Annotated in this window: 17 protein-coding genes and 1 pseudogene; 5 read left to right on the top strand and 13 right to left on the bottom strand. The window is 72.8% G+C overall.

Annotated elements, in window-relative coordinates; genetic code table 11:
* A pseudogene (locus OJ962_RS29170) lies at positions 1-582 on the bottom strand (hypothetical protein); the annotation flags it as partial.
* A 70-nt stretch (positions 583-652) separates the two neighbouring features.
* On the opposite strand from OJ962_RS29170, the gene OJ962_RS29165 reads away from it, so the two are divergent.
* Positions 653-1,600, top strand: coding sequence for a baeRF11 domain-containing protein (locus OJ962_RS29165; protein WP_270006785.1), 948 nt, complete (start codon positions 653-655; stop codon positions 1,598-1,600).
* Here OJ962_RS29165 and OJ962_RS29160 read toward each other — a convergent pair.
* Genes OJ962_RS29160 through OJ962_RS29145 form a run of 4 tightly spaced genes read right to left on the bottom strand, consistent with a single transcriptional unit; the run spans position 1,597 to position 6,627 of the window.
* A complete protein-coding gene (locus OJ962_RS29160) occupies positions 1,597-3,129 on the bottom strand; it encodes an SLC13 family permease (RefSeq protein WP_202953553.1) in 1,533 nt (510 codons plus the stop codon). The genes OJ962_RS29165 and OJ962_RS29160 overlap by 4 nt on opposite strands.
* Positions 3,130-3,133: 4 nt before the next feature.
* Complete coding sequence (locus OJ962_RS29155) at positions 3,134-4,783, bottom strand: AbgT family transporter (RefSeq protein ID WP_202953552.1); 1,650 nt, start codon at positions 4,781-4,783, stop codon at positions 3,134-3,136.
* A complete protein-coding gene (locus OJ962_RS29150; protein WP_202953551.1) occupies positions 4,776-6,092 on the bottom strand; it encodes a M20/M25/M40 family metallo-hydrolase in 1,317 nt (438 codons plus the stop codon). Before OJ962_RS29150 ends, OJ962_RS29155 begins: the two co-directional genes overlap by 8 nt.
* Positions 6,093-6,135: 43 nt before the next feature.
* Positions 6,136-6,627, bottom strand: coding sequence for a helix-turn-helix domain-containing protein (locus OJ962_RS29145; RefSeq protein ID WP_202953550.1), 492 nt, complete (start codon positions 6,625-6,627; stop codon positions 6,136-6,138).
* On the opposite strand from OJ962_RS29145, the gene OJ962_RS29140 reads away from it, so the two are divergent.
* The gene (locus tag OJ962_RS29140) at positions 6,589-7,521 is read left to right on the top strand and encodes an alpha/beta fold hydrolase (protein ID WP_407697551.1); all 933 of its coding nucleotides are present in this window, start codon (positions 6,589-6,591) and stop codon (positions 7,519-7,521) included. The genes OJ962_RS29145 and OJ962_RS29140 overlap by 39 nt on opposite strands.
* On the opposite strand, the gene OJ962_RS29135 is transcribed toward OJ962_RS29140, so the two are convergent.
* Together OJ962_RS29135 and OJ962_RS29130 are read right to left on the bottom strand one after the other, a co-directional pair.
* Positions 7,495-8,358 (bottom strand): exodeoxyribonuclease III, encoded by an 864-nt coding sequence (locus tag OJ962_RS29135; protein ID WP_202953548.1) that lies wholly within the window; start codon positions 8,356-8,358, stop codon positions 7,495-7,497. The genes OJ962_RS29140 and OJ962_RS29135 overlap by 27 nt on opposite strands.
* Positions 8,359-8,373: 15 nt before the next feature.
* Positions 8,374-9,363, bottom strand: coding sequence for a sugar phosphate isomerase/epimerase family protein (locus OJ962_RS29130; RefSeq protein ID WP_202953547.1), 990 nt, complete (start codon positions 9,361-9,363; stop codon positions 8,374-8,376).
* 140 nt (positions 9,364-9,503) lie between these two features.
* Here OJ962_RS29130 and OJ962_RS29125 point away from each other — a divergent pair, with 140 nt between their 5' ends.
* Positions 9,504-10,502, top strand: a complete 999-nt coding sequence (locus OJ962_RS29125; protein ID WP_202953546.1) for a metallophosphoesterase family protein — start codon at positions 9,504-9,506, stop codon at positions 10,500-10,502.
* Positions 10,503-10,535: 33 nt separating this feature from the next.
* On the opposite strand, the gene OJ962_RS29120 is transcribed toward OJ962_RS29125, so the two are convergent.
* The 3 genes from OJ962_RS29120 to OJ962_RS29110 all read right to left on the bottom strand — a co-directional run bounded on the left by OJ962_RS29120 (position 10,536) and on the right by OJ962_RS29110 (position 13,380).
* Positions 10,536-11,954, bottom strand: a complete 1,419-nt coding sequence (locus tag OJ962_RS29120; protein WP_202953545.1) for an FAD-dependent monooxygenase — start codon at positions 11,952-11,954, stop codon at positions 10,536-10,538.
* Positions 11,955-12,059: 105 nt separating this feature from the next.
* Positions 12,060-12,698, bottom strand: a complete 639-nt coding sequence (locus tag OJ962_RS29115) for a hypothetical protein (RefSeq protein WP_202953544.1) — start codon at positions 12,696-12,698, stop codon at positions 12,060-12,062.
* A 28-nt stretch (positions 12,699-12,726) separates the two neighbouring features.
* Positions 12,727-13,380 carry a GntR family transcriptional regulator gene (locus tag OJ962_RS29110; RefSeq protein WP_202953543.1) on the bottom strand — a complete coding sequence of 218 codons (654 nt, stop codon included), beginning with the start codon at positions 13,378-13,380 and terminating at the stop codon, positions 12,727-12,729.
* Between the two features lie 75 nt (positions 13,381-13,455).
* Here OJ962_RS29110 and OJ962_RS29105 point away from each other — a divergent pair, with 75 nt between their 5' ends.
* Positions 13,456-14,175 (top strand): alpha/beta fold hydrolase, encoded by a 720-nt coding sequence (locus OJ962_RS29105; protein WP_202953542.1) that lies wholly within the window; start codon positions 13,456-13,458, stop codon positions 14,173-14,175.
* A gap of 14 nt (positions 14,176-14,189) precedes the next feature.
* Positions 14,190-14,798 carry a trimeric intracellular cation channel family protein gene (locus OJ962_RS29100; RefSeq protein ID WP_270006784.1) on the top strand — a complete coding sequence of 203 codons (609 nt, stop codon included), beginning with the start codon at positions 14,190-14,192 and terminating at the stop codon, positions 14,796-14,798.
* On the opposite strand, the gene OJ962_RS29095 is transcribed toward OJ962_RS29100, so the two are convergent.
* The 3 genes from OJ962_RS29095 to OJ962_RS29085 are packed head-to-tail and all read right to left on the bottom strand — an operon-like array spanning position 14,788 to position 16,906.
* A complete protein-coding gene (locus OJ962_RS29095; protein ID WP_202953541.1) occupies positions 14,788-15,807 on the bottom strand; it encodes a GGDEF domain-containing protein in 1,020 nt (339 codons plus the stop codon). The two genes, OJ962_RS29100 and OJ962_RS29095, sit on opposite strands and share 11 nt — an antisense overlap.
* 36 nt (positions 15,808-15,843) lie before the next feature.
* Positions 15,844-16,653, bottom strand: a complete 810-nt coding sequence (locus OJ962_RS29090; protein ID WP_202953540.1) for a sulfurtransferase — start codon at positions 16,651-16,653, stop codon at positions 15,844-15,846.
* A gap of 10 nt (positions 16,654-16,663) precedes the next feature.
* The gene (locus OJ962_RS29085) at positions 16,664-16,906 is read right to left on the bottom strand and encodes a hypothetical protein (protein ID WP_202953539.1); all 243 of its coding nucleotides are present in this window, start codon (positions 16,904-16,906) and stop codon (positions 16,664-16,666) included.
* Positions 16,907-16,914: the final 8 nt, after the last annotated feature.

Raw genomic sequence — 16,914 nt, 5'->3', positions numbered from 1 at the left:
GGCCGCGGCCGCCCGCTCTCCGCGCGGGCCGACGAGCACGGCGGCGGCGCCCGCGAGCAGCGCGACGACGAGCGCGAACCAAGCGAGCCAGCGGACGTTCTCGGCGGCCTTGACGAGCTCGAGCGGCGGGCCGGACGCGGTGTCGGTCAGGGTGACGCGGATGGTGTCCGGGATGCGCGCGGCGAGGTCGGGCCGCAGGCGCTCCAAGGCCTCCGACACGAGCAGGCCCGTGTCGGCGACCGTGAGGGTGATCGTGCCCGCCTCGGCGTCGAAGGCGGAGCGGTGCAGGTCGCGCACCGAGCCGCGGACGACCGCGCCGAAGGCGGAGCTGCGCACGACGCCCTCGGCCGCGCCCAACACCAACGGGCGTACCGCGACGAGGTCGGGCTCGGCCGTGATCACAGCGTCGGTCAGGCGCCGGGCGACCTCCTCGCTGACGGCCGGCGTGCGCAGCGCGGCCTCGGTGTGCGCGGCGAAGCGGTCCGCGTCGAACACCTCACGCGTGGCGAAGGTGGCGACGATGCAGACGAGCAGCGCGATCGCCGCCACCACCGCCGCCAGCCAGGACACCGCACTCCGCATGGCCCGAACGCTACGCCTCACCCGGCGCGGACGAGGCGCGCTCACCCGCGCGGCCGCGAACCTGGCACGCGTGGCGCTTCACATCGACATCCCGACGCCGGCCCAACTCGCGACGCTGCTCGACACGCGCGGGCCGGACTGCGTGACCATCTACCTGCCCACGAGCCCGTTGCCGCAGGACGCCGACCAGGCGCGGATCGAGTTCAAGAACCTCGCGGCCCAGGCGCCCGCCAACGAGCTGCTCGACGATTTCGCCGAGGACTTCGTCGCGTGGTCCCTGCTCGCGCACAGCCTCGCGGTGTTCGCGACGCCGACCAGCCTGCGCAGCTTCCGGCTCCCGAACCGCCTCTCCAGCGTGGTGGTGGTCGACGACCGCTTCCACGTCAAGCCGCTGCTGCGCGCCGTCACGTTCCCGCACGCCGCGCTCGTGCTCGCGCTGTCGGCGAACGCCGTCCGCCTGGTGGAGGTCGCGGGCGACGTCCCGCCGTCGACGATCGAGGTCGCCGGCCTGGAGGAAGCCGTGATCGCCGAGCAGCCGCTCCGCTACGCGCGCCAGGTCGACCGCGCCCTCCAGCCCACGCTCGCCGGTGTCGGCCTGCCGCTCATCCTCGCCGCCGCCGAGCCCCTGAACTCGCTCTACCGCGCCACCAACAGCTACCCGGCGCTGCTCGTGGGCGGCATCTCCGGCAACCCGGAGCACCTGACCGAGCTCGAGCTCGCCAACGCCGCGCGGCCCATCCTCGACGACCTGTACGCGAGCGAGCTGCAAGCGCTGCGCGCCCGCTTCGAGGAGTGGCAGTCGCGCGGCCGCGCCGCCACCGACCTCTCCGACGTCGCCCGCGCCGCCACCTTCGGCGCCGTCGACACGCTGTTCGTCGACATCGACACCGACGGGGACCAGGACGTCGACGAGATCGCCCGCCGGGTGATCGCCTCCGGCGGGCGCGTGCTGGCCGTCCGGCGCGACGACGTCCCGCACGGCACCACGGCCGCGGCGCTCCTGCGGTACGCGGTCTAGAAGCGCCAGATCAGCGGCACCCACAGCACCGCGACCACGCCGAACAGCACGAGCAGCGGCAGGCCGAGCTTCCAGTAGTCGCCGAAGCGGTAGCCGCCCGGCTCCATGACCATGAGGTTCGCCGGCGTCGCGACCGGGGTGAGGAACGCGGCCGCGGCCGAGACCGCCACGGCCATCAACACCGGCTCGGCCGCGACGTCCATGTCCGCGGCCGCCGTGAGCGCCACCGGGATCACGATCAGCGCCGTGGCCATGTTGGAGATCAGCTGCCCGAGCGCGGCCGTGAGCACGAACAGGCCGAGCAGCAACGCGTGCGGCCCGAGGTCGCCGACCACGTCCACCAGCAGTCCCGCGAGCGAACCGGCCGCGCCGGTCGCCACCATCGCGGCCGACAGGGACATCATCCCGCCGACGAGCACGACCGTCGTCCACGACACGCCGCGCTGGGCCTCCTCCACCGTCAGCACGCGCAGGACGACCATCGCCATCGCCGCCAGCAGCCCCGCCACCGCGGCCGGCACCAACCCGCTCGCCAGCAGCACGACCATCGCGGCCAGCACGCCGAGCGCCCGCCCCGCGCCCGCGCCGAGCGGCACCGCGCGCCGCACCAGCTCCGGCTCGTCGACCACGAGCAGCTCGTCCAGGCCACGATCCAGGGCGTCCCACGACCCCTGCAGCAGCAGCGTGTCGCCCTCGCTCAGCGCGGTCGGCCCGACGTCCTCCCCACGCCGCTGCACCGCCAGCACAACCAGGTCCCCGCTGGGGGTGACCATGCCCGGGAACACCCGATCGCCGGCCAGCGCCGAGCGCGGCGGGATGACCACCTCCGCCACCCCGCTGCGGCGGTTGAGCAACGCGTCCTCCGGGTGGTCGAGCTGGTACTGCTCCACCAGCGTCCGCGCGTGGCCGCTGAAGTCGGGCGCGATCGACCGCGGCGTGCGCGAGGGCAGCAGCCGCTCGCCGAACAGCAGGACGATCAGCACCGTCCCGAGCACGAGCGGCACCCCGGCGAGTGCGAACTCGAAGAACCCGAACCCGCCCTCCTCGGCCACGATCACGTTCACCGGCGTGCCGGTCAGCGCCAGCAGCGACCCCGCGTGGGCCGCGAACGCGACCGGCAGCAGCAGCTGCGAGGGGGAATGTCGTGTGCGCACCGCGAGGACCACCGCCACCGGCACCAGCGCGGCCACCGCGCCATTGACGTTCAGCAGGGCCGTCAGCCCCGCCGCCAGCCCCATCGTCAACACGATCAGCCGCACGCGCGAACCGCCCACCCGCGCCACCAGCTGCTGCCCCACCCACGCCGTCACGCCCGCCGCCTCCAGCGCCTCGCTGACCACGAACAGCGCCGCGATGAACAGCACGGTCGGGTCCCCGAACCCGGCCAGTGCGTCCTCGAGCGAGAGCACGCCGGTCGCCCACAGCGCCAGCGGGACGAGCAGCGCCACGACCGCCACCGGCAGCCGGTCCACCACGAACAACAGCACGGTCGCGCCCAGCACGACGAACGTGATCGTGCTGTCGTCCATGCCGCTACGGGTGCACGGGCGCTCCCGGGCCGAGCGGGATCCCGACCAGGTACCACGCCACGAAGAAGAGCATCCAGGCGATCGACAGGATCACCACGTACGGGAGCATCAGCGACACCACGGTCCCGATCCCGGCACCGCGCTGGTAGCGCTGGACGAACACCACGATCAGCGGGAAGTACGCCATCAGCGGCGTGAGCACGTTCAGCGGCGAGTCCGCGACGCGGTAGGCGGCGAGCACGGTCTGCGGCGTCACGTCGAGCCGGATCAGCAGCGGGATGAAGATCGGCGCGAGGATCGCCCACTTCGCGATCGCCGCGGGCATGATCAGGTCCACGACCATCGTCACGAGCATGAAGCCGATCAGCAGCCACACGGCGCCGATGTCCAGCTGCTCGAGCACGTCCCCGAGGCCGACCGCCGCCACCTCGGCCATGTTCGAGTACGAGAAGTACGCGATGAACTGGGCGATCAGCAGGAACAGGAACAGCAGCGACGCCATCCCCGCCCACGACTTCGTGATCGAGGACAGGATCTCGGCGCTGGTGCGCAGCGTCCCCGCGCCGCGCCCGTAGCCCAATCCCGCGGCGAGGAAGATCACCGCGATGATCACGATCAGGCTGTCCATGAACGGCGAGTCGCCGATCACGTCACCGGTCTCGGGATGCTGCAGGGGCGCGCCCGGGATCGCGGTCAGCAGCGCGATCACGGCCACCACCCCCAAGGTGGCCCAGAGCGCGTAGCGCAGTCCGCGCGCCTCGGCCGCCTTGTCGACGACCGGCTCCGGCTCGTCCGGGACCGTCTCGTCCGCCGCGTTCCACTTCGGCATCCGCGGCTCTACGAGCCGCGCGGTCACCAGCGTGAGCACGACCGTGACGAACAGCGCCGACACGATCCCGAAGTACAGGTTCGCGGCGAGGTCGATCCGCATGTCCGGCGCGACCAGCCCGGACGCGTCGTTGGTGATCTCCGTCAGCACGCCGTCCAGCGGCGTGATCAGGAAGTTGACGCCGAACCCCGCCGCGACGCCCGCGAACGCCGCCGCGATGCCCGCCAGCGGGTTGCGCCCGACGCTCTTGAACGCCACCGCCCCCAACGGGATGAGGACGATGTAGCCCGCGTCCGACGCGATGCTGGAGATCATCCCGAGCAGCACGATGATGAAGGTGAGCGTCGACGCGGGCGCGACCGCGACGAGCCTGCGGATGAGCGCGCCGATCAGCCCCGCGGCCTCCGCGAGGCCGACGCCGATCATCACCACGAGGATGATCGCGACCGCCGCGAAGTTGCGGAAGTTGTCGACGAACGACGTGAACAGGAAGCGCACGCCGTCGCCCGTGAGCAGCCCTTCGACCTCGGTCGTCTGCCGCCGCACCTCGTAGCTCTCGGCCGGCTCGTGCTCGTACGGCGTGACGTACACCGGGTCGCTGGAGCCGCCGTAGTAGGTCTCCTCACCCGGCACCGGCGGCGGCTCGACGACCTCGTAGGTGGCGGAGATGTCGAACCAGGCCAGCACCTGCGAGAGCACGATCACGCCCAGGCAGAGCCACAGGAACAGGATCGCGGGATCGGGCATGCGGTTGCCCATCCGCTCGATCCCGTCGAGCGCGCGCTGCATGCGCGGCGCCGCGGGCGCGACCGCGATGTCAGCCACGCGCGCGCTCCGCGAGCTCGCCGAAGAACGCGGCCTCGAACCCGACCGCCCGCTCGAGCTCGTCGATCAGCACCCGCTCGTCGGGCGCGTGGATGTTCGCGTAGCCGTCCGTCGCACCCACGAGCAGGATCTCGGCGTGCGGTGCCGCCGCTGCGAGCGCGTTGACGAGCGGGATCGACCCACCACCCGCGGCGCTCACCGGCTCGATCCCCCACGCCTTCACCATCGCCGCTCGGGCGGCCGCGTACGCCGGCCCGCCGGTGCCCGCCGCGAAGCCGTTGCCCGTCGCCCCCGCACTCACCTCCAGCTCGATACCGAACGGGCGGACCGCCCGGAGGTGATGGACGAGCGCCGCCTGCGCCTGCACCGCGTCCTGCTCGGGATGCACGCGCAGGTTGATGGTCGCCCGCGCGTACGGCGAGACGGCGTTGAGCGCGTTCTCGACGCTCGGCACGTCGATCCCCGTGACCGTGATCGCCGGTCCCGACCACACGCGCGAGCCGAGCCCGCCCGTGCCGATCAGCGGCATCCCGTCGCGCACCTCGGCCAGCGCGCGGAACTCGTCGTCGGAGTAGGACTCGCCGTTCCACTCGTCGCGCCGCAGCCCTTCGACCGCCACGTCGCCGTGCTCGTCGTGCAGCGAGGCGAGCGCCCGCAGGACGGCGAGCAGCGCGTCGGGCGCCGCGCCGCCGAACTGGCCGCTGTGCTTGGCGCCGTCGAGCGTGCGCACCTCGACGGTCACCATCGCCATCCCGCGCAGCGCGACGGTGAGCGTCGGCACGCCCGGCCGGACGCTGCCCATGTCGCCGATCAGCATCGCGTCGGCGGCGAACAGCTCGGGCGCCGTCGGCGGATAGGTGGTGAGCGCGCCGCCGCCGACCTCCTCCTGGCCTTCGATGACGAGCTTGATGCCGACCGGCGGCCGCCCGTCCCACGCCTGCAACGCACCGGCGTGCGCGACGATGTTCGCCTTCGAGTCGGCGCTGCCGCGGCCGTAGATCGCGCCGTCGCGTTCGACGGGCTCGAACGGCGGCGACGTCCACAGCGCCTCGTCCCCCGCCGGCACGACGTCGTAGTGGCTGTAGAGCAGGACGGTCGGGGCGCCGGGCGGCGGGGGGATCTCCCCGACCAGCACCGGCGCCGTGTCCGGCAGCTCCAGCGCGCGCAGGTCCTGCACGCCGGCGCCGGCGAACAGCGCCTTCACGCGCTCGAACGCGTCGTGCAGCGGTCCGAGCGGCGCGGGCGAGATCGACGGGATCGCGATCAGCTCGGCCAGGTCCTGCTTGAGATCCAGCCCCACGTGCGCCATGCGGCGCACCCTCTGACGCAGCGGGGTGAGTGGGCATCACCCGCTAGGGACGAAAGACGATCAGCACCTCGGCCGGGGCGTCGACCGCGACCAGCGCGTGCGGCTCCCAGGTGGAGAACTCCGCCGCCTCTCCCGCGCGCAGCAGCCGGTCCGACGCGCCCACCAGCACCCGCACCGTGCCGTCGAGCACGTGCAGCCACTGGTGGCCCTCGTGCTGGTGACGGACCGGCTCCTCGACCGGCAGCACGACGCGGTACACGCGCGGGCCGTCGGGGCCTTCCGGGCCGACCGGCCACCACGTTCGGCCGTCCCGCGCCGGCTCGGGCTCGCCGCCGACGAGCAGCGCCTCGACCGGCAGCTGCAGCGCGTCCGCCAGCCGCTCGACCTGCGCGAGCGTGAGCCGGCGCGCGCCGGTCTCCAGCCGGCTGATCGTCGACGCGGTCATGCCGGCCTGCGCTGCCAGCTCCGCCAGCGAGAGCCCGCGCTCGAAGCGCGCCTGCCGCAGCCGCGCACGCACCCGGTCCTCGATTGCCATTCCGGCAACGAGCTTGGCAGGCGCGGCGCGCGCCTCCACCCTCGAGCCATGCAGATCGACGTACCCGGCGGGCACATCCACGCGGTGATCGAGGGGGAAGGGCCACTGGTGCTGCTCATCCACGGCTTCCCGGAAGGCGCGTGGGCGTGGCGCCACCAGCTGCCCGCGCTCGCCGCCGGCGGCTACCGCGCGGTGGCGATCGACGTCCGTGGCTACGGCGACTCGCTCAAGCCCGACGCCGTCGAGGCCTACCGGATGCTCGCGCACGTCGCCGATAACGTCGCGGTGCTCGAGGCGCTGGAGGCGGACACCGCCGTCGTCGTCGGCCACGACTGGGGCTCCCCGATCGCCGCCGCCTCCGCGCAGGTGCGGCCGGACCGCTTCACGGCGGTCGCCCTGCTCGGCGTCCCGTACCAGCCGCGCGCGGACACGCCGCCCGCGTTCCCGCCCGACTTCTACGTCGCCCACTTCCAGACGGACGCGGCGCAGCGCGAGATCGAAGCCGACATCGAGAGCTGGCTGCGCCGCTTCTACGCCGCCCTCACCGACGGCACGCCGGGCTGGTTCGGCAACCCGATGCACCTCCCGGACGCAGCGCTGCCGGCCTGGGTGGACGACTTCGAGGCCATCGTCGCCGCCTTCGAGCGAGGCGGCTTCGCCGGCCCACTGAACCGCTACCGCAACTTCGTCCGCGACTGGGAGGACCTGGCCGCCTTCGACGAGCTGCGCGTGCCCTCGATCTTCATCACCGGCGAACGCGACAGCACCCGTCTGTGGATGCCCGCCGAAGGCCACGTCATCCCCGACTGCGGCCACTGGGTCCAGCAGGAACGCCCGCAGGCGGTCAACGCGCTCCTCGAGGACTTCCTACGGAGCCTGGGGCAGCCGGTGTGAGCCGCGCTTGGCGGGCTTGGCCGACGGCGGCGGGACCATCGGGCCGATGTCGCCGTCGGGCGCCGTGTCGAGGTCGAGCATCACGGGCGCGTGGTCGCTGGGGCCCGAGCCCTTGCGCGCCTGGCGGTCGACCCAGGCCGCGGCCCGGCGCTCGGCGACTGGACCGGTCGCGAGGATCAGGTCGATCCGCATCCCCAGGTCCTTGTGGAACATGCCGGCGCGGTAGTCCCAATACGTGAAGACACGCTCGTCGGGCCAGCGCTCGCGGATCACGTCGCGCAGGCCGACCGACTGCAGCGCGGTCAGCGCCTCCCGCTCCGGCCCGGTGACGTGCGTCTGGCCGATGTAGGCGTCGGGGTCGAAGACGTCGTCGTCCGCGGGCGCGATGTTCATGTCGCCGAGGACGACCGCCGCTTCCGGCCCCGCCGCGACCATGTCCTTCAGGGCCGCGAGCCACTTGAGCTTGTACTCGTAGTGGTCGGACCCGGGCGAGCGGCCGTTGGGCACGTACACGCAGGTGAACCGCACGCCACCACAGGTCGCGCTGACGGCGCGGGCCTCCGGCTCGGGAAAGCCGGGGCCGTCCGGGATGCCGCGGACGACGTCCTCGAGCCCGACCTTGGACAGGATCGCGACGCCGTTCCACGCCGCCTCGCCGTACACGGCGCTCTCGTACCCGCGAGCGGAGAGCTCCTCGTTCAGGAGCTCTCCGAAGGCCTCGTCGGTGAGCTTGGTCTCCTGCAGGCAGACGACGTCGGGTCGGCGTTCATCGAGCCACGGCAGGAGCCGGGGGACGCGCTGCTTGACCGAGTTGACGTTCCAGGTCGCGATCCGCACGCCCCCAGCGTACGACTAGTGGCGGCCGCGCCCCCGGCCCGGGCGGTCGTCCCGGTCGCCGTGGCCATGGCCGCGCCCGCGGTCGTGGCGCTTGCCCGCAAACGTCACGCTGTCGAGGTAGTCGAAGCCGACCTCGGCGGCCTCGAACGGGTTGAACGTGGCGTCGCCGAAGCGCGGGTCGTGCTCGACCGTGTAGTAGCGGATCTGGCCCTTGGAGGCCGCGAAGATGCGCGGGAAGTCGATGTGACCGCGACCGACGATCTCGATCCGGCCGTCGCTGGCCCGGCGGTCCTTGACGTGGAAGAACTGGATCCGCTTGCCGTAGCGCTGCAGCAGCGCGACGGGGTCCTGCCCGGCCTGGACGGCCCAGTAGAGGTCGAGCTGGAACGCGACGTTCTTCTTGGACGTGTTGGCCGCGAGGATCTCGTAGGCCGTGCGGCCGTTGAAGACCCGCTCGAACTCCCAGTTGTGGTTGTGGACGATCAGCGTCTGGCCCGCGCGCCGGGCCTTCTCGCCGACCTCGTCCAGGTACTTGGCGTACGCGACCCAGTCGGCCTCGGTCTCGAGGTCGTCGTTGGGCGTCCCGCCGGAGCCGAAGTACTTGACGCCGAGGATCTTGTTGTCCGCGATGATCTGGTCGACGTTCTGCGGAGCCGCCGGGTGACCGACGTCCACGTGGCGACCGGGCGCCTTGAGGCCGTACTTGTCGAGCAGCGCGCGGTACTCCTGCGCGCTCAGGCCGCTGGTCGAGAACGGCTCGACGTTGCGGTAGCCGTACGAGCGCAGCTTCGCGAACACCTCTTCGGTGCGCTGGACCGCGGCCGGACCGGGCTCGAAGCCGATGTACTCGGCGAACGTCCACAGCTGGACGTTGATCTGCTGGGTGGGGACGCCGCGGCCGCCATGGCCCTGCTTGCCTCCCGCCATGGCGGTGTCGGCCACGCCGACGCTCGCGCCGACGGCGAGCGTGGCGGCGACGACGCCGCGGATGAATGACTGCTTCATGGTGTTCTGCGTTGCCCCGGCGGCCGCCCCGGTAACCCGGCACGTCTCACAGGCGAGACGGTGAGTCACGCCTGCGCAACATCGCGCGCGCCGAGGCGGCGTAGCGTCTCCGCGGTCAATGGGAACTCGGGAGGCTCCTCTTGTCCACACGCGACACGACCCGCCGTCGCTTCATCGCCGGCGCGGGAGCGGCATCGGCCGCGCTCGCGCTCACACCGTCGAAGGCGCTCGCCACGGGTGGCGGCGGCTGGCATGGGCGCCGTGGCGCCGTCCGGCTGCTGCACTTCACCGACGCGCACGTCACGCCGGGCGTCCCACGCTCGGAGGCGCTGACCAAGCGCGCGCTGGCGCTCGGGCTCGCCTACCGGCCGGACGTCGTGATCCAGGGCGGCGACGCGATCATGGACGCGCTGTACGCCAACAAGGCCGACACCGCCGCGCAGTGGGCGGTGCACCAGCGCGTCTACAAGGGCATCCGCACGGCGGTCGCGCACGTCGTCGGCAACCATGACTGCTGGACGGGTCCCGGCTCGAGCGGCGACCCGCTCGCGGGCAAGGCGTGGACGCTGAAGGAGTACGGGCTCGAGTCGAGCTGGTACGCGTGGAAGCTCGGCGCGTGGAAGCTGATCGTCCTCGACTCGATCGAGCTCACGGGCGGCGGCGGGTACGTCGGCCGGCTGGGCGAAGAGCAGACCGCGTGGCTGCGCCGCGAGCTCGCCGCCACCCCGCGCTGGATGCACGTGGTGCTCGTCACGCACATCCCGATCCACACCGCACTGCCGTTCACGGACGCTTCGCTGCGCCAGCCCGACGGCTCCTTCCGCGTGCCGGGCGGCTGGGGCGTCCACTCGGACCTGCCCGAGCTCAACGAGCTGCTGCTCGACCACCCGAACGTGCGGCTCGCGCTCAGCGGCCACAACCACGTGCGCGACGACATCACCTACAACACCGTCCGCTTCGCCTGCGGCGGCGCCGTGAGCGGCAACTGGTGGGATGAGGGCGACCCGGGCTACCGCGACACCCCGCCCGGCATCGCGATCGTCGACCTCATGCGCGACGGCACGGCGGAGATCGGCTACTTCAGCTACCGGGAAGTGGGCCCGCGCGAGGTGTCGGCCGACGGGCCGGCGCGGCCGTAGAGGCCGCGCCGACCGCAGGCGGCTAGGACGCGGTCATCCGAACCAGCGGGTGACCGCGTCGGCGAGCCCGGCGTCGGAGCCGTCCTCGCCGACCCACGCGACGTGCCCGTCGGGGCGCACGAGCACGGCCGAGGGCGCCGCAACCTCCCCGATCACCGGCAGCTCCCACGGGCCGTCGTATGCGGCGTCGACCACGCGCACGCCCGCCTCCAGCGGCGCGCCGCCGAAGTTGAGCAGCACGGGCCGGGCGGTGTGCAGCAGCTCGTACACCGTCCCGCCGCCGGTGAGCTCGAGGTCGGGCATCCGCCGGCCGAGCAGCGGGTGCCCCTCGCCGAGGTCGTAGTGGATGTCGAGCCCGGACAGCGCGCCCGCCATGAACCTGCGCGGCTCGTCGAACGCCATCACCTCCGCGATCGTGTCGCGCAGCGCGAGGCTGCGCGGGTCGCCGAGGTTGAGCGACGTCATCGCCATCGTCTGCTGGATCACGCGGGCGCCCACCGGGTGACGCTCGTCGTGGTAGCTGTCGAGCAGGGTGTCCGGCATCTCGCCCTTGACCACGGCCGCCAGCTTCCAGCCGAGGTTGAACGCGTCCTGCACGCCGGTGTTCAGGCCCTGGCCGCCGACCGGCGAGTGGACGTGGGCCGCGTCGCCGGCCAGCAGAACGCGCCCGGCCCGGTAGTTCGCGGCCTGCCGGGAGGTGTCGGTGAAGCGCGAGATCCAGCGCGGCTCGTGGACACCGAAGTCCGAGCCCCACACCGCGATCATCGCTCCCCGCAGGTCCTCCAGCGTCGGGTCGGACGTGCGCCCCAGCTCGTCCTCGCGCACGACCATCCGCGCGTACCCGTCGTCGAGCTTGCCGATCGCGTACACGCCCTTGTCGTCGCGCCGCAGGTTGCCGACCTCGGACTCGTCGGCGATCTTCGCCTCGGCCACCAGCGAGCTGCTCGCCGGGTCCCAGCCCGGGAACTCGATGCCCGCGAGCTTGCGCACGGCACTGCGGCCGCCGTCGCACCCGAGGACGTACTGCGCCCGCACCGTCCGGCCGCCCGCCAGCTCCAGGTCGACACCGTCGTCGTGCTGCGTGAGCCCCGTGACCTCACAGCCGCGCTCGACCGTCACGCCCAGCTCGGTCACCCACTCACGCAGGATCGCCTCGAACTTGTTCTGCCACAACGCCAGCCCGTACGGCCGGCGCGACGGGAAGTCGCTGATGTCCAACGGCACCGGGAAGTGCACGACCTGGGCCGCCTGGCCCTGCGAGACGAACCGCTCACCCACGCCGCGCAGGTCCAGCACCTCGATCGTGCGCGCCTGCAGCCCGCCCGAGCGCGCGCTCTCCAGCTCGGGCGTCGCCCGCCGCTCCAACACCATCGGCTCGACCCCCGCGAGAGCCAACTCGGCCGCCAACATCATCCCCGCCGGACCGCTGCCGACAATCGCCACCGCATGCATCTGTACGCCCTTTCGTCGCTTGCGGCCAGCGATTATTGGGCACACCCGGGGGCTTGAATCAAGCCCCCCTATGCGGTCTAATCTAGTTGTGGCGGGGGCAGCCGGCTACGCGTGAGCGGGCTCCAGCAGCACCGAATTCGCCCGGCTGACGGCGATCTCCCCGCGTATCGCCACTTCTCGCTCGAGCCGGAACTCCGCCAGCTCGGAGCGCATGAAGGCGAGCGCCTGCTCCTCGGAAGCGTCCACCGCCTGCTCGTCGCGCAGCACGCTGATCCACAGCAGCTCGCCGTCGTCGCAGTCGAGCAGGTGTGAGGCCTCGAAGCCCTCGAGCGACTGCAACCGGTCGGCGAACGCCCGGTCGACGGCCTGCAGGAGTTCCGGCACCGTGCCGCTGCGCACGCGGTAGAGCCGGATGCTCACGGCCTTGCGCGCGCCGCCGAAGCGACTTGGCTCGAGCATGCCGGGCGCGGCCCGGCTGACGGCGCTCGCCCCGTGGATCGCCTCGTAGCGCGTGAACTCGATGTCCTTGAGCTGCTCCTCGGTCCAGCGCTGCGCCAGCGCGCGCGACGCCTCCGCCTGTGCCGCCTCGGCGAACATGCTGAGCGTGAAGACGTCGCCTTCGCCGCAGTCGATCAGCACGTAGGACACGAACCCCGCCTGCGCGGCGAGCTGATCGGCGAACGACTCGTCGACGCGCCGCATGAACTCGTCCGCCCGCTCGGCCCGCATGCGGTAGCGCCTCATGCTCGCGAACATGCCCCGCCTCCCTTCCTCACGTCTCGGTGATGGGCAGGCTATGGAACGTATCGAACGCGACCGCCGCCGCGCCTTCGGCGTCCCGGGCCGCGCAGAGGCGGATCAGCTCGTCGTGCCGATCGGCCGCCGCGCGGCCGTCGCTCGCCGAGAAGCGCAGTCGCTCGGCGCGGCGCAGCACGGGTGAGAACTGGTCGAGCACGGCGCGCAGGGCGCGGTTGGCGGCGACCGTGACGGGTACGCCGTGCAGGTCGTCGTCCGCGCGGAGGGCAGCTTCGAGGTCGCCGGCCTCCACCGCGGCCCGGAAGCGCGCGTTGGCCTCGCGCATCGCGTCGAGGTGTTCGTCCGTGAGCGCGGCGACCGCCTCGCGCACGGCCACCTCGTGCATGGCGGCGACCACGTCGCGCGCGTCGCGAACGGTGCGCGGGTCGAGCGCGCTCACCGTCGTGGACCGGCCGGGCGCGAGCGTCACCAGCCCGGCTTCAGCGAGCCGCAGCAGCGCTTCGCGCACGGGGGTCCGGCTGACCCCGAGCCAGACTGCGAGCTCCACGTCGCGCAGCTGCTCGCCCGGTTCAAACGTGCCGTCGACGATCGCGTCGCACAAGCGCCCGTAGACGTCGTCGCGCAGCAGCCGGCGTTCGATGACGGGTGGCGCGTCGTCCGGGATCGGCATCCCGGAAGCTTGACAGTCGTCGCCTGAAGTGCGATATATTGCACTTCAACTTCAAGCAGCCCGGAGGTAGCACCGATGTCCGCCTCACCCACGATCGTCCTCGTCCACGGCGCCTTCGCCGAGTCCGCCAGCTGGAACGGCGTCATCGCCGAGCTCCACCGCCGCGGCCACGAGCGCGTGATCGCGATCGCCAACCCGCTGCGCGGCCTCCAGCCCGACGCCGAGTACCTGCGCAGCGTCATCGACAGCATCGAAGGCCCGGTGGTCGTCGCCGGCCACTCCTACGGCGGGTCGGTGATGACCGAGGCCGCGGACGGCGCGCCCAACGTGAAGGCGCTGGTCTACATCGCCAGCTTCAACCTCGATGCCGGCGAGAGCACCGGTGAGCTCGCGGCCAAGTTCCCGGGGGCGCGACTCGGCGAGGTGCTCGACGCGGTCCCGTTCCCCGGCGGCACCGACCTCTACATCCAGCCCGACCGGTTCAACGAGATCTTCGCCGCCGACGTCGATCCCGAGACGGCCGCGCTGATGGCGGCCACGCAGCGGCCGATCGCCGCCGCCGCGCTCGAGGACCGCGCCACGAAGGCGGCTTGGAAAGCGATCCCGTCCTGGACCATGGTCACGCTGCAGGACCTCGCCATCCCGGCCGACTCGATGCGGTTCATGGCCGAGCGCGCCGGCTCCACCACGGTGGAGATCGACGCCTCGCACGCCGTCACGGTGTCCGAGCCCGTGGCCGTCGCCGAGCTGGTCGACGCGGCCGTGCGGGCGAGCACCGAAGCCGTCGCCGTCTGAGCCAGAATCCCCGCGTGCACACCGCGCTCGACCTGACCGGCGTCTTCGTCTTCGGCATCTCGGGCGCGCTGATGGCGATCCGCCACGACTTCGACATCGTGGGGATCGCCATCCTCGCGGTGATCACCGCGCTCGGCGGTGGAATCCTGCGGGACCTGATCCTCGGCGACACCCCGCCGCTCGCGTTCGCCGAGTGGAAGTACCTCGCCGTCGCGCTCGCCTCCGCCGCCGTCGCCGCGGTCGCCCACCCCGAGCTCGGCCGCATCCCGCGCACGCTGCTGCTGTTCGACGCGGCCGGGCTCGGCCTGTTCTGCGTCGCCGGGACGGTGAAGGCGCTGGACTTCGGCCTGGCGCCGATCGCGGCCGTCCTGCTCGGCGTCACGACCGCGGTCGGCGGCGGCGTGGCGCGCGACGTGATCGCGCGCCAGACGCCCGAGCTGGTGCGCCGCGACTCCGAGCTATACGCCGTCCCCGCACTCGCCGGCGCGATCGGCGTCGCCGTCGCGTGGGAGCTGGAGGCCTACGAGCCGCTGTTCGGCGCGATCGTCTCCGTGGCCGTGTTCGGCACCCGCGCGCTGGCGCTGCACCGCCACTGGCGCGCACCGACGGCGTTCAGGCGGTGACGACCGTGTCCCGGCCGCCCGCCTTGGCCGCGTAGAGCGCGGCGTCGGCGGCGGCCAGCAGCTCGGCGCCGTTGAACGCCCCGCCGCCCGTGGCGGCGACCCCGAAGGAGACGGTCACGTCGAGCTCGTCGATCGGCGCGGTGCCGACGCTCGCGCGCAGCTCGTCGGCGAGCGCCGTCGCCTCGCGCACGTCCGCGCCGGGCAGCAGCACGAGGAACTCCTCGCCCCCCAGCCGGTAGGCGAGGTCGAACGCGCGCAGCCCGCCGCGCAGGCGCTGCGCGACCTCCGCCAGCACGGCGTCGCCGCGCGCGTGGCCGTGCTCGTCGTTGATGCGCTTGAAGTGGTCGATGTCGGCCGCGATCGCCGCGATCGACTGCCCGCTGACCGCCGCCTGGGCGCGCAGCTCCTCGAGCCGGTGCTCGAGCGCGCGCCGGTTGAGCATCCCGGTCAGCCCGTCGACGACGGCCTCCGTGCGGTGGTCGACGTCGGAGCGCATGAGCGCGAGCAGCAGGATCGCCACGCTGAACAACGTCGCCAGCATCGCGGTGGTCGCGTACCAGAGCGGCAGCGGCTCGCTCACGGGCACCAGCAGCGCGATCGCCGCCACGAGCACGCCGGCGAACCCGACGCCCGCGACCACCCCGCGCGCGCCGAAGCGCGCCGGCAGCGTGACGAGCGGGACGACGAGCCAGCTCAAGACGAAGCTCCGGATGCCGCCGGTGGTCGCGATCGCGGTCGCGATCATGATCTGGCTGAACGCCCACGAGAGGGCGAGCCCGTACTCCGGCGCCGGCAACCGCCGCGCGACGCGGCCGACCACGACGACCACGAGCACCGCGCACAGCAGCAGCACGAGCGGTCGCCAGCCGAGATACGGCAGCGCCGCGAGCACGCACGCGCCGAGCAAGCCGAGCGCCGCCACGCGCGGACGGCGCAGCCGCTCGTCCATGTCGAGCAGGCGCTCGCGCGCGGCGAGATCGGGGCAGAGCCATGTCGGCCGCGCATCCATCCCTCGAGTGATCGGCCGCACACGGCCGAGCTGGAGCTACGCCGTCGCGACCGGCAGGTGCTCGTGGTTGCTCCACTGCGAGAACGAGCCCGGGTAGAGCGCCGCGTCGACGCCGGCGATCGCAAGCGCGGCGATCTCATGTGCCGCGGTGACGCCGGATCCGCAGTAGACGCCGACCAACCGCGAGCCGTCGGCGCCGAGCGCGGCGAAGCGCTCGCGCAGCGCGTCGGGTGCCAGGAAGCGGCCGTCCGGCGCGAGGTTCTCGGTCGTCGGCGCGCTCCGGGCGCCGGGGATGTGGCCGGCCCTCGGATCGATCGGCTCGACCTCGCCGCGGTAGCGCTCACCGGCGCGCGCGTCCAGCAGCACACCGCGCTCGGCCAGCTTCGGCACGTCGTCGAGCTCGACCAGCGGGAGCGCACCGCCGCGCAGCTCGATGTCACCCGGCTCGGGCACGACGTCGTCGGTCGCCAGTTCCCCGGACCAGGCGGCGAGGCCGCCGTCGAGCAGCCGGACGTCCGGCACGCCCGCCCACCGAAGCAGCCACCAGGCGCGCGCTGCGGCCGTGTTGCCCGTCGCGTCGTAGGCCACGACGGGCCGGCCGGCGCGCACGCCCCAGCGCCGCGCGGACGCCTGCAGCGCTTCCAGCGAAGGCAGCGGATGACGGCCGTCGGTCGGCGCGCCGTGCGCGGCGAGCTCGGTGTCCAGGTCGACGTACACCGCTCCGGGGATGTGGCCCTGCAGGTACTCGCCGTGTCCGGGCGGACCGCCGAGCTTCCAGCGCACGTCGAGCAGCGTGACGTCGTCGAGGAGGGCAGCGAGCTCGTCGGCTTCGATCAGCACGCGCATGGCGGCGATCCTATTCGTGGCCGGTCGGAAGCGGCGCGCCGCAATCCACGCACTCGCGCCCGACCACCGGACCCTCCTGGGGCACGGAGTAGACGCGATGGCGGTCCAGGCCCTGCACCTCGTACGTCTTGCCGCATTGACAGCTCCACGTGCGCGGGCCGCTGCCGCCGCGCACCCGTTTGGCGACGAAGAACCCCACGCCGATGGCGACGATCCCGCCCAGCGCGGCCAGCCCTTTCTGCTCGTTGGTCATGGCAGCCT

Source organism: Solirubrobacter deserti, assembly GCF_027587175.1.
GTDB lineage: Bacteria > Actinomycetota > Thermoleophilia > Solirubrobacterales > Solirubrobacteraceae > Solirubrobacter > Solirubrobacter deserti.
This window is presented reverse-complemented; position numbering and strand designations above follow the sequence as displayed.